This is a genomic window from Lutibacter sp. Hel_I_33_5 (assembly GCF_007827455.1).
Classification (GTDB): domain Bacteria; phylum Bacteroidota; class Bacteroidia; order Flavobacteriales; family Flavobacteriaceae; genus Polaribacter.
The window spans coordinates 1,872,127-1,885,872 of record NZ_VISM01000001.1 but is presented as its reverse complement, the minus strand read 5'-3'; the positions used below and the strand labels follow the sequence as shown (position 1 = coordinate 1,885,872).

Sequence of the window (13,746 nt, the reverse complement as noted above, 5' to 3'; positions counted from 1 at the left end):
AACACCTAAAACCCTTGTTATTCATAGCTTTGAGTAATGAAACCGAGGAATTTATATATCGTACTATTATTGTTCTTTACCTGTAAAATTTCCAGTCAATCTTTACTAGAGTTAGTTAAAGAATCTGAAAATTTAATCAATAAAACAGCTCCTTTTTTGACGTTTCCTCATCAAGAAAAAAACACTTCTTTATCATTTATTAAACCCGGAGTCAAAAAAAATAAAAACCTTAATTTATTAGAAATAGATTTAAAAGAATTAGAATCGAATCAATATAAAAAAGATATCGGATTAGTTTTTAAAGCTAGTGGAAATCATAATTTTAGAAATATAATAGACGAAGAAACCAACAGTTATATCAAAACAAGTTTTAGAGCAGAATTGGAGTGGAATGTTTTAAAAATGGGTTTTGTTTATAATAAGGTTAAAGCCAAAAGAATAAAAAATATCATTGAAATTTTAAAACTTGATTCAGAAAAAGTTGAAAAACAATTATGGAGAAGACAGTTTAGAATTGATTATAATTTTATTTTAAATAAAGAGGTAATTAATCTTCACACAAACTTCTTAGCCTTTGAAAATAGCTTTTTCGATTTTTTAAATAAACTGTACTACCAAAAACTAATTAAAAGAGAACGTTTACTAAAAGTAAGCAATCAAATTCAGGTTTTAAAAAATCAACTTAAAACGGTAGAAAAGGAAAATATACTACTACAAGACAGTGTTTCTGAAAAATATTTAACTACTAAAAAACTACCTCTATTAGTCGTTAATTTAGACAGTTTTTCTGTAACAAATTCGCCTCAAAAAAAACAATTCGCAGAAGAAAATATTCGACTTCAAAATCATGCATTAAATGATATAAACTTATCGTTTTATGTCAATCAGAATTATCTACAAACACCAACTTTACAGCGTTATTTTCCTGCTGTTGGTTTCCGTTTTAAAGCTCCTATTAGATTTAATAATCGCAAAAAAATAATTAAAACAAAAATTAAAATTTTACAAGCTCAAGAAACAGACAAATCTTTAGGTAGGTATAATCTAACAATTACTTATGTAAATGAATATAATGAAAAGTTAAAAGACTTAAGAAATCAATATAAAAGTTGGCAAGTAATAGATGAGCGGATTAGAGTTTTAAAACTTCTAAAACAAGAAGTTGAAACAGAAAATTCTGGCTTGCTAATTTTAGAAATGATGGAAGAGCAATTTAAAGTTCTAGAAAATATGCTGCAATTAAAAAGACAGTTGTATAAAGTTATTACACGTTTTTTTGAATTAAATGACACCAATAATCTAAACACACTTTTTAAACATTTTTATTTTGATGAAAAGAACAAAAAACAACCATTATTATTAAAAGAAAGTAAAAAATATTCTCTCAAATTTCAATTAGAATTTCTTGAAGCTAAAAAAATTAGGGAAGTTGTTTTAGAGGATAATCAGCTAAGAAATAAACTAAAAAAATCATCAATCATAATCCTTGAAAAAGAACAAAAAACAATAAAAACAGTAGAAAATTTTATTGAAGAAGAACTTAAAAGAATACAACATGAAAGCATTTAATTATAAAAAAGGAAAAGCAATTATAAGAACCTTAAAAGAACCAAAAATAAAAAAGAAGAAATTTAATTTTGATAGAGTTTTATACTTATTAATTATTCTTGGATTGTTTATTTGGCTCTCTAGTTTTATTTATAAAAAAACTGTCTGGTTAGAAGGTAATGGACAAATGTTAATGGATAAAGTAGATGTAAATTTTACAAACGATATTCGTTTAAAACAACTTTTTATAAATGAAGGAGATACTGTTACAGTTGGAACAAAACTGTTTAATTATTTTCAAAATAATTTTGATAGTGATGCTTCATTAGTATTAAAAAATTTAGATAAAAAAGAACAAACATCTAATAATTTAGCAACTATTTTAAAACAGATACATCTAAATAGTATCCGCTTAAAAGGTTTACAAAAAAAGTTAGCATATCTAAAAATTCAAGAAAAAAAAGTAACAAAATTAGTCTTGTTAGACGTATATACAAAAACAAAATTAGACGGTGTAATTTCCTTAAAACTACAAGTAGAAAATGATATTAATGTCCTAAAAAACGAATTGTACTTTCTGTCTTTGCAAAAAAAGATGTTACAGCCAAGTTCTAACCTTTTATTAAACAATTCAAACAACTATCAAAATACGTATATCTCTCCAATTAAAGGTGTTGTGGGTCAGATTTTGAAAAATAGCGAAGAATCTTGTTATAAAGCAGAAAATGTTATGACCATACATAATGTAGAAAAAGTATTTATTAAAGCGTATTTTGATTTAAAAGATTTGGCAAATATTAAAAAAGGAGATCTCGTTCAAGTTGAATTTCCAGATAAAACAACATCCGAAGGAATTATAAATAAACTCTACATTTCTACCTATAAAGCTCCGACTGAATTTCAAAAAAAATATGAGCCTACAGAAAGAAATATACTTACAGAAATTGTGCCACTAGACACAACTCAAACAAAAGAATGGGCTAAATTTTATAAGCTAAACCTAAAAATAAAAATTGGGAAATTTTAAAAATAATTTATCATTCAAGCTTCTAAACCTCAACATACTATGTTGAGGTTTTTTTATTGCTAAATGATTAAAAATCGATAAAAGCCATTCGTCTACACTCACTGCAATTTTATCCACAGAGAACTATTTGATAAGCCAATAATACAAACAAAATACTTGATGTTGAAGTAAATTTGATGTATAAATAAAAACATTATAAAATCTAATAGATATGAATACAGCAATTAAAATTAACAAAGAAAGTAAAGGGGAAAATTTTCCAAAATTAGCGTACAAAAAAGATCAATTATTTAACAATTTAATCAACAAGAAAAATTCAATGGCTGTTGTTGGTTTAGGATATGTTGGATTGCCTTTAGCAGTTCATATGGCGTCAAAATTTAAGGTTATTGGTTTTGATTTAAATGAAGGAAAAGTATTACAGCTTTTACAACATAAAGATCCTTGCAACGAATTATCTGAAGATGAATTTTTAGGAAAAGACATCAACTTTACAGCCAATGATGAAATACTAAAAAACGCTAAATTTTATATTGTTGCAGTTCCAACTCCAATAGACGATCAAAAGAAACCAAACTTAACACCTATAAAATCTGCCACAGCAACCATTGCTAAATACTTAAAAAAAGGCGACTGTGTTGTTTTTGAATCTACGGTTTATCCAGGTTGTACAGAGGAAATTTGTGTCCCTATTTTAGAAAGAATTTCTAGATTAAAATTTAATGAAGATTTTACGGTTGGTTATTCACCTGAAAGAATTAATCCCGGAGACAAGAAACATACGTTTACTAAAATTAAAAAAGTTGTTGCTGCAAGTACTAAAGAATCTTTAGAAACTGTATCAAAAGTGTACGAAGAAGTTGTGATTGCCGGTGTTCATAAAGCACCAACAATTAAAGTTGCTGAAGCTGCAAAAGTGGTTGAAAATACACAAAGAGATGTAAACATTGGTTTAATGAATGAGTTATCAAAAATCTTTAGTCATTTAAACATTAATACAAAAGATGTTTTAGAAGCGGCAGGTACCAAATGGAATTTTCATAATTATTTTCCAGGCTTAGTTGGTGGACATTGTATTGGCGTAGATCCATATTATTTAATCAGCAAAGCAAAAGAAATGAAGTACACGCCTAAATTATTAGAACAAGTAAGAGAGGTTAATGAAAGTATGATTCAACATATTGGCGTGCAACTAGAAAGAAGGTTATTTTCTAAAAGATTTAGAAAACAACAAGTTAGCATTTTAGTAAAAGGAATTGCTTTTAAAGAGGATGTAAATGACATCAGGAATTCTAAAACCGCAGAATTATGCTTACACCTAATTAGTAGAGGTTTTAATGTTGATGTTCATGATTATTTAGTAGAAGCTGATGAGGTAAAATCTAGATATGGAATCGATATTGTAAAAACCCCGAAAAAAGAATATGATGCTATTATTTTGGCGGTAGATCATGAAAACTACAAGCACTTAGCATACTACGATTATTTAAAAAACGGCACTTCAGAAACTATCATTTTTGATGTAAAAGGTGATAAAAAAGATCGTTTTCCAGAAGAGATTTATATGTCTCTATAAACTACCAATTGATAAAATTAAAAATCATGTTAAATATTTTAAAAAAATCCGATAAAAGAACGTTAATCCATGAGGGATATGAATTGTTATTACTCTCTCATGTTAACGAACTTAAAGGAGTGGATTTAGAGCGTTTAGATGGTTTTGTAATAGACACAGCTTCAGAAAAAGAGGCTTATTCAATTGTAAAAGAAGTAAGAACACATCAAAATATTCAAGTTAGTTTATTACCTCTTTTTATTAATAACATGTATTCATTATCCAACGAAATTATGATCAATACGGATGGTACATTAGATGCCGTTATGTTGTCCTCATATATTCAAAGAATTATTACAATTAATAAAAGAATTTCAACTCTAAAATCACCTAGAAATTTTACACATGAAAATTTAATTCAGTTTAAAACATTGGCGTTTTTATATTCGAGAAACTTACTCTTAACACCAGTTTCTAATAGAAAAAGTTTAATAGGATATGAGTATCCATTTATATCTCTTTTTTATAAAAATAATGAAGCAATATCATTATTAAAAAACTTAGAATTAGCTCAAAAAAACAACTATGTATCGTTTAAATTAGAAGATTATGTGCATTTGTGTAAAAGCTGTACAAGTAATTATTTAAACTTTAGAGAATGTTGTCCTAAATGTAGTTCTATAGATATTATTTCCAACGATATGGTGCATCATTTTGTGTGTGCCCACGTTGCTCCAGAAAAAGATTTTAAAATTGATGATGGTTTAGAATGCCCAAAATGTGACAAACATTTGCGTCATATCGGAATAGATTATGACAAACCATCTTCTATTTATTCTTGTAATTCTTGTAGTCATGAATTTCAGAATGCAGAAATGAAAGCTCTTTGTTTAGACTGTTCTACAGAAAATACGTTAAACGAATTGCTAGAAAAAACTATTGGTAATTATAAGATCACAGAAATTGGCGAACAATACCTCTTCAAAACCAAAGAAAATGCAACAAAACAAAATGATGTTGTTCCAATTGGTTCTTTAAACACCAATTTATTTAAGCTACTATTAAATCAAGAAATTAATAGAATTAAAGTTACAAACGGAAACAGTTTGTTTGTAAAAATTCATTTTCAATATGAACAATTAGCATTATTAAATAAAGATCTAAAACAAGATCTAACAAAAGAAATTAGTACTATCATCAAGTCCTATTTAAATCCTTCGGATGTTTTATCTGCAAACTCTTATAATAACTACTTTTTACTGTTACCAGAAACAAATGAAACTGAACTTAAACGTTTAGAAAATATACAATATAACCTTACCAAATTATTAACAGATAATTTGGAAGGAACACAACAACAAATTGAAATCCATACACATAAAATTTTAGGAACCGATAGCTTAACCACTTTTTTCTAATGATATTTTTAAGTGTACATAATTTAGTTCCAGAATATTTAAATTATTGGTTTGTAGTTGGTCTGCCAAAATTTATTAGAGTGTTTTGGTATTTCATCATTTTCGAGTTTACCAGATACATTGTGATAGACTATATCATTGCATTTATCTTTTATCTAACAGGAAAAAAAAGAAGTCAAAAATTTGAGGAAGCCAAAAGAAAACTCTTTCAAGAAAATCCATTTGTATCAGTAATTATTCCTGGTAAAAACGAAGGAAAACATTTATTTAAACTCACAAAATCATTAGCAGAACAAACGTTTAAAAATTTTGAATTAATTATTGTTGATGATGGTTCTGATGACGATACGCCTATTATCGGAAAAAACTTAGAACGTTTAGGCTTAATAGATATGTTTATTAGAAATGAAATGCGTGGTGGAAAAGCTTCCGCAGCAAATTTAGCCTTACGTTATAGCAAAGGAAAATATATTGTACACTTAGATGCAGATTGTTCTTTTGATGCAGATGCTATAGAAAAAGTATTACTTCCTTTTTATTTAGATAATAAAATTGCCGCTGTTGGTGGTAATGTAAAAGTGAGAAATTATAAAGAAAGTTTATGTGCAAAACTACAAGCAATTGAATATTTAAAAACTGTTTCTGTTGGTAGAATTATTACCTCTTATTTAGGAATTTACAAGATAATTTCTGGTGCTTTTGGTGCCTTTAGAAAAGATGTAATCGATAGTATTGGTGGTTGGGATATTGGTCCAGGATTAGATGGAGATATAACTGTTAAAATTAGAAAATCTGGTTACAAAGTTTACTTTCAACCAGAAGCAATTTGCCTAACAAACGCACCGTCAAAATTTAAAGTATTAACCAAACAACGCTTACGTTGGGACAAATCGATTATTCGCTTTAGAGTTAGAAAACATAAAGATGTGTATTTTCCTACGGCAAATTTTAACTGGTCAAACTTTATTTCACTTACAGAAAATGTGTTTTACAATGTAGTTTTAGACATCCTTTGGTGGATTTATATTATCGACATTATTGTAAACTACAGTAGCTCGCTAAAATTTATTATTCCAATGAATTTTACACTTTATCTAGTTATGTCTTATATACAGATGTTAAGTATTTATATTTTTTCAGAAAGAAGAAAAGAAGAAAAATACTTGTGGCCTTACGTGTCAATTATGACATTATATACGGGTACATATTTAAGAATCATTAGAACCATAGCTTACTATAAAGAGTTCTTTTTTAAACGCTCTTTTGAAGATCCATGGAATCCATACAAGTCATCTATACAAGCTAAAAGAGCTGGACTGTAGACGAATGGCATTCGTCAAAAGCAAAAAGTCAATAGTCTAAAAACAAACTATAAAACTTGACTTTAAAAATACATTTACACTTATAAAATCAATAAAAATGAAAACAAAAATTATGTACCTATTCAGAATTACTAAAAAAATGAAACTATATAGTTTCATCATATTAATTATTTTTTCGAGTTGTCAAACAACTATAGAAGAGGATGCCTTAATTGAAGCAGAAATTGAGGAAGTACCTTATAAAATTAACAATTCTACTGCGCTTTTATCATCAAGAATTAATTATATCAATAGAACAGCTACCATTAAACCAATTATAAGTGGTTTATCAAACGGGAGATTACAAAGTGCTTCCAATGTTAATGGAGCGCAAGAATTATATTACTGGGAACATGTTGCAGAAGTTGCACCACTAGTTTTACAAGGCAAAACATTAAGTGCAACGCATATTACATTAAATGATGATAAAGCTTATGTAAGTTATCATAAACAAGGAGATGAACATTTAGGAGCAGTAGAAATTATAGATTTAACCAATGCAAATTTTCCAGAAATCAGCACTCAAGCAACCTTCTTAAAATCTGATATTAATGCAATCACTTCAGGTTTTTCTGGAAATTCATCTGCAAGAAAAGTATGGCTAGCAATGTCTGATGCAACTCATGGAGGGCAATTAATTGAATTAGAAACAAGCAATGGTTTATTTACTGAAAATTATAAAAGAGTAAACTTATCAAACATATTTAAAGATGGTGTTTCTGCTTCTGCAAATGGCATTGCTGTAACAGATGATTATCTATATGTTACTTCCGGTAAAACCTTTGGTGGTACTATTCAATTACGTAAAAGCGATTTGTCACCAATATCTTCAGAAAAATATAGCAATGCAAAATATGTCGCTGTAAACGGAACATCAAATGGTAAAAAAGTAGTGAGTTTGGTTACAGGTGATAATGCTAAAATTAAAGTTGATAATGTGGACGATAATCTAACTACTGAAACATTTACTATTGGCGAAATTTTTCATCAAAATGTTGTTGAAACCTACAGAGGGAAATCTACGATGGAATTTTCTCCAATTAATGATAATCAACTTTATATAGCTAAAGGAAAAGATGGATTGGCTTTAGTAGATGTTACAAACGGAACTATAAAAAACGAATCTAAAGGTACTATGTTAGTTGCAGGAAACACCAACGGTGTTTCTACAGATATCGATTATGTCTATGCTGCCAATGGTTCTGATGGTATTTCAATTTCTCCGCATCCAACCACTACAGGAGAAAAAATTAATCCAGTTTTTTATTGGGATTTAGCAGAAGAAGATGCATCTGCAAATTATATAATTGCTGATGGTGAATGGGTTTTTGTAGCCAAAGGAAATGGTGGTTTTAAAATTTTAAGAAAAAGGAAAAAAGACGAGTACAAAACAATAACTACTTATAATAATAACGGAAAACCAGATGGTTTAGAAGAAGATAAAATTGTATGTAGCACATTATTACCTAACATTTACGCTAATGTTTTACCCGAGAGAAGAAACGCTATGAGAGATCATCCAGAGTATTTTTCTAATCCAGTTAAAAACATAGTAGTAACTGAAGAAACAGAATTATCATTAACGTTTATTGATGAAGGTGCTGGTTATAAAAATGTCTTAGGATATTATACTTACCAAGAAGGAAATAAACCAACTGCTGAAGAGCAATTAGACAAAATAGTCATATTTCCAAATGCATCAGCAGATCGTTCTGGAGGAGAATTAATTAGAGGAAATACAATGCGTTTATTAGGCAATTTTGAACCAGGAACCGTTATTAGTTTTTTCTTAATAGCAAATGGCTGGAGGGATGGAAAAATAACGGATGGTTATTATTCTCAACATACAGATATTGAATTTAATAGAAGTGGAAGACAGCAAAGTATTATTTTTTATGATGCAACATGTAATTCTACTGTGATTGCTTTTGAAGACATTACGGTACCAAACGGTGATAATGATTTTAACGATGCGATATTTGAAATCTCGGCATCAAATCCTAATGCATTAAACACAGCAAGTTTTAATCAAATAGGAAACTAATAAATAAAAACATGAAACTTTTAATAATAATACTGTTTACCATAACAACAATTAGCGCAACTAATCAAAATAGAAACATTGCTATTTTAGATATGAGTTTGCGAAACTCAGAAACAAATGATAGTAATTTGTTTTCTGCAGAACACATTCTTAAAGTTACTGGTATTCAGTATATTATTAAAGAAAGCTTAATAGAATCTTTAGATCATGCTATTATTTTTTGTTCATCAGAAATTAATTCTAAAAGTTTTAGTGATGATGAAAAATTATCACTTATAGATTATGTTGCTAAAGGAGGTGTTTTAATTACTCCAAGAATGTTAGATGCTGATTTATTTTCTTTGTTTAACATCTCTAGTTTTTCGAGTACAAAAACAAATCATACTATAAATTGGTCGAAAAATCTTTCTACAAAAAACTATAATTGGATGGATGATGATTATGAAAAACAAATTTCTTTAGGAGATAAAGATTTAGAAAAAGTAATTAAAACCTATAGTTATATTGTTGATACTGCTACCTCTTTAGGAACTTATAATAATGGAACTACTGCAGCTTTTAAAAGCCCAAGTGGTAAAGGTTTTACATATAGCTTTGGGGTTTCTTGGAAAGATGTAATTCTTCGAAATCAATTTAATCGAGATTATGAAGCTCAAAGAACAAATGGGAATGGTTTTGAACCAACTCAAGATGTTTTTATCTTATTTATAAGATCTATAGCCAAAGAACACATTCAATTTTTAACATGGAAACATACCAGTCCTGGTAATTCTACATCAACATTAATGATTACACATGATGTAGATAGTTCTTCTGGAATGGATATGATGTCTTTATTTGCTGACACTGAAAGAGAAATGAATATTAATTCAAATTTTAATATAACAGTCCGTTATTTTTCTGATGCACTTAATTCAGATTTTTATAATAATAGAGAAACTGAAATTAATAATATCATAAATAAGGGTCATTCAATAGGATCACATTCTGTTGGTCATTTTCCAGATTTTGCAAGCAGTAGTATATTTCCTGAAGGCAAAACTGGCAATACAAAAGAAAATTATACTCCTTATAATGATGGAAAAAGTACAGAAAACGGAAGTGTTTTTGGAGAATGCGAAGTATCAAAAAACATGTTAGAAAAAGATTATTCACTAGAAATTAAATCATTTAGGTCTGGACATCTTGCTTATAATAATTATCTAATAAATGTGTTAGATTCATTAGGGTATTCTTACAATTCTAGCAATAATGCAAACGATGTTTTAACACATTTTCCTTATCAAAATAAAATGAACAGAAGTTTTAGTGGTAAAACATCTAAAGTTTATGAAATACCTGTTACAATTTCTGATATTTTTAAAGAGACTCCGATTACTGAGAATAATTATATTAATAAAGTAGCCGTTTGGTTAGATGTCCTTAAAAAAACAGATGCAAATGAAGCACCAGCTGTTTTATTAATTCACCCAAATAGAAACTATAAACTTGAAGCGCAAAAATTATTGCTTTCAAAATTACCTGAAGGGATGTTTGTAGAAGAATTAAATGTTTTTGGTGATTATTGGAAAGCTAGGGAAACCATAGATATCACTACAGAAATATCAAATAATATGGCTTTTGTAACTGTATCTGATGAAAATAAAGCAATAAATAATAACGTAAGTTTTATTATAAATGATGGTCAAGAATTAGAAGATGTATTTATAGCTGATGAAGATGGAAATAGTATTAATTTTCTTTCTAAAAAATGGAAAACAAATGATCTTCTTTTTTACAAAAAAGATGTTTTAAGAACGTATTTAACAAGTTCATTAAATGTTGAATCAACACCAAGTTTAAATGATTTACTTCGAATTTTTCCAAATCCAATTAAAGATGAACTTCATATAGAAGTTGACTTAAAGCATCTTAGTAAACTTCAAATTGTAATAAGAAATATACAAGGTAAAACTGTTTACAAATCTAAATCAAAGGATTACAGTTCAGGATTACAACACATAAATTTATCTAAATCAACTTTAAATATTGTGTCTGGAATTTATTTTTGTACTTTAAAAACTGGTGAAAACGGGAGTTTCATGAAAAAAATAATAGTTAAATAAAAGGTTTTATTTTATTGAAGAAAGAACTCCTTTTATAAACTCATTAACATCTGCATTTTTAGTTAAACCCATTCTTACAATTACCAATTCTTCATCAGGTAAAATATACACATTTTGCCCTTGATAACCACTAAAAAAGTACATGTTTTTTGGCACATCTGGATATCTGTTTCCTGCATTTAACCATATTTGTGCACCATACCAACCATCAGAATTCGGTGTAGGTGTGGTTGCGTAATCTACCCATTCTTTTGTAAAGAGCTGTTCACCTTTCCAAGTTCCATTTTTTAAATAAAGTAACCCTAATTTTGCCCAGTCTCTTGGTGTTGCCCAACCATAAGATGAACCCACATAATTACCAGCTAAATCTGTTTCTATTAGCATAGAGTTCATCCCAATTTTATCAATTAAAGCGGTGTACCAAAAATCTAAATATTCTTGATGCGTTTTAAATTGTTGTCGTAAAATTCCGCTTAATAAATTGGTGGTACCAGAAGAATAATTCCATGTTTCGTTTGGTTTTCCTGCAAAAGACTTATCAATTTGTTGTTGCGTCATATCACGCTCTAAAAACAACATTTTAGAAACATCCGAAATAGTATTATAATCTTCTACCCACGCTAAACCAGAATTCATTTGTAATAAATTATGGATGGTAATATTGCTTCGTTCATCATTTTTCCATTCTTCAATTGGTGCTTTATCTTGCACGTTTATTTTTCCTTGGGTTTGTAGAATTCCAAATAAAGTACTTGTAATACTTTTAGTCATCGACCAACCTAAAATCTTAGATTTTTTAGTAAATCCTTCAGCATAACGTTCTGCTACAATATGGTCTTTATAAATTACCAAAGCTGCTCTTGTTTTATTAATCGAATCAAATAATACATCAAATGTTGAATCGAGTGTTTTATAACCAATTGTTGTAAAAACTGAATCTTTTGGTTCTAAATTTCCGTAAGGAAAAGGTGTTGTCGTATTTGGTTGTGTTCTCTTAGGTTTTAAATACGTTTTGTTAATATCATCCTTATCTAAAGCTAATACACTCCCTAAACCTTCTCTGTTAAAAGCTGTTCTTGTTAGTAATCCAAATACTGAAGAAATAGCGGATTTTTCATTCGAATTTACTTCATCTTTTGCTAAATTAATGGGTGAAAATGCATTATCATTTACATCTGTAAATGTTAAACTTCTATCTGCTACAAAAACTGATGAAGCGGTGTTTTTTGCTGAATATCCAGCAATAATATTCAGTTTTGGGTAATTGTAAAGTATTACAGCCAAAAAAATGGTTAACACTAGTAAAAAAAATCTTTTTATTGTTTTCATATTCTGCTATTCACTTGTAAAAATAAGAATTTAATTCTAGGTTTCTTGTAAGTTTTAAATTGCAACTGCTACCTTTGTACTATAAATCATCCTATTATGTTTCCTGTAGATAAAATTCGTGCCGATTTTCCAATTTTACAACGTTCTGTAAACGGAAAACCATTGGTGTATTTTGATAATGCAGCCACGTCTCAAACACCACAAATCGTAATTGACGCTATAGTAGATTATTATTCTAACTATAATGCCAATATTCATAGAGGAGTTCATACACTAAGTCAGGAAGCTACAGATAAATATGAAGAAGCGCGTATTAAAATTCAAAAACATTTTAATGCAAAAAAATCACACGAAATAATTTTTACTTCGGGGACAACGCATGGAATAAATATGATTGCTTCTGGTTTTTCAGCACTTTTAAATAAAGGAGATGAAGTTATTGTTTCTGCTTTAGAGCACCATTCAAATATAGTTCCTTGGCAAATGCTTTGTGAAAAAACTGGCGCTGTTTTAAAAGTGATTCCTATGGATGAAGATGGTTCTTTACGCATCGATATCTATCACGAATTATTGAATTCTAAAACTAAAATAGTTTTCTGTAATCATGTTTCAAATGCATTAGGAACTATAAATCCAATAGAAGAAATTATACATGCAGCACATAAATTTGGTGCAGTTGTTTTAGTTGATGGTGCACAAGCAACACCACATATAAAACCAGATGTTCAAGAATTAGATGTAGATTTTTATGTGGCTTCTGCCCATAAAATTTGTGGCCCAACGGGTGTTGGCCTTTTATACGGAAAACAAAAACTGTTAGAACAACTACCTCCTTACCAAGGTGGTGGAGAAATGATTGATACTGTAACATTCGAAAAAACAACCTATGCAGGCTTGCCTCATAAATTTGAAGCTGGAACACCTAATATTTGTGGCGGCATTGCATTTGGAGTTGCGTTAGATTATATGAATGCCATTGGTTTTGATACTATTGCTGATTATGAAAACGAACTTTTACAATACGGTACTCAAGAACTTTCTAAAATAGACGGGTTAAAAATCTATGGTACAGTTTCTAAAACAGCTGTTATTTCTTTTAATATTGAAGGAATTCATCCGTATGATATTGGTGCTATTTTAGACAAATTAGGTGTAGCAGTTAGAACAGGTCATCATTGTGCACAACCCATTATGGATTTCTACAACATTCCAGGAACCGTAAGAGCTTCCTTCTCTTTTTACAACACTAAAGAAGAAATAGACGTCTTAGTGAACGCGGTTACAAAAGCTAAAATGATGCTGTCTTAATAACAGCAAATTATTCTCATCTTATTTTTATATATTTACATCTATAAAATC

General features: G+C 28.8%; 9 protein-coding genes. 8 read left to right on the top strand and 1 reads right to left on the bottom strand.

All coding sequences use genetic code 11. The features are described 5' to 3' along the window. Window positions 1-156: 156 nt before the first annotated feature. The 7 genes from OD91_RS08385 (at window position 157) to OD91_RS08355 (ending at window position 11,058) form a co-directional block, all read left to right on the top strand. The gene (locus tag OD91_RS08385) at window positions 157-1,569 is read left to right on the top strand and encodes a hypothetical protein (protein ID WP_144895939.1); all 1,413 of its coding nucleotides are present in this window, start codon (window positions 157-159) and stop codon (window positions 1,567-1,569) included. Beyond that, window positions 1,556-2,575: a hypothetical protein gene (locus tag OD91_RS08380; RefSeq protein WP_144895938.1), complete on the top strand. Its 1,020-nt coding sequence runs from the start codon at window positions 1,556-1,558 to the stop codon at window positions 2,573-2,575. Before OD91_RS08385 ends, OD91_RS08380 begins: the two co-directional genes overlap by 14 nt. A gap of 211 nt (window positions 2,576-2,786) precedes the next feature. Then, the gene (locus tag OD91_RS08375) at window positions 2,787-4,151 is read left to right on the top strand and encodes a nucleotide sugar dehydrogenase (protein ID WP_144895937.1); all 1,365 of its coding nucleotides are present in this window, start codon (window positions 2,787-2,789) and stop codon (window positions 4,149-4,151) included. Window positions 4,152-4,177: 26 nt separating this feature from the next. After that, the gene (locus OD91_RS08370; protein WP_144895936.1) at window positions 4,178-5,548 is read left to right on the top strand and encodes a hypothetical protein; all 1,371 of its coding nucleotides are present in this window, start codon (window positions 4,178-4,180) and stop codon (window positions 5,546-5,548) included. Then, window positions 5,548-6,870 carry a glycosyltransferase gene (locus OD91_RS08365; RefSeq protein ID WP_144895935.1) on the top strand — a complete coding sequence of 441 codons (1,323 nt, stop codon included), beginning with the start codon at window positions 5,548-5,550 and terminating at the stop codon, window positions 6,868-6,870. The genes OD91_RS08370 and OD91_RS08365 overlap by 1 nt, the downstream gene beginning before the upstream one ends. A 97-nt stretch (window positions 6,871-6,967) precedes the next feature. Continuing rightward, window positions 6,968-8,953, top strand: coding sequence for a DUF4114 domain-containing protein (locus OD91_RS08360; RefSeq protein WP_144895934.1), 1,986 nt, complete (start codon window positions 6,968-6,970; stop codon window positions 8,951-8,953). Between the two features lie 11 nt (window positions 8,954-8,964). Further along, complete coding sequence (locus OD91_RS08355; protein ID WP_144895933.1) at window positions 8,965-11,058, top strand: T9SS type A sorting domain-containing protein; 2,094 nt, start codon at window positions 8,965-8,967, stop codon at window positions 11,056-11,058. Window positions 11,059-11,064: 6 nt separating this feature from the next. Here OD91_RS08355 and OD91_RS08350 read toward each other — a convergent pair whose 3' ends face one another. Continuing rightward, the gene (locus tag OD91_RS08350) at window positions 11,065-12,387 is read right to left on the bottom strand and encodes a serine hydrolase (RefSeq protein WP_144895932.1); all 1,323 of its coding nucleotides are present in this window, start codon (window positions 12,385-12,387) and stop codon (window positions 11,065-11,067) included. A 96-nt stretch (window positions 12,388-12,483) separates the two neighbouring features. Here OD91_RS08350 and OD91_RS08345 point away from each other — a divergent pair, with 96 nt between their 5' ends. Further along, on the top strand, window positions 12,484-13,695 hold the full coding sequence (locus OD91_RS08345) for an aminotransferase class V-fold PLP-dependent enzyme (RefSeq protein ID WP_144895931.1): 1,212 nt from the start codon (window positions 12,484-12,486) through the stop codon (window positions 13,693-13,695). The last annotated feature ends 51 nt before the right edge of the window (window positions 13,696-13,746 follow it).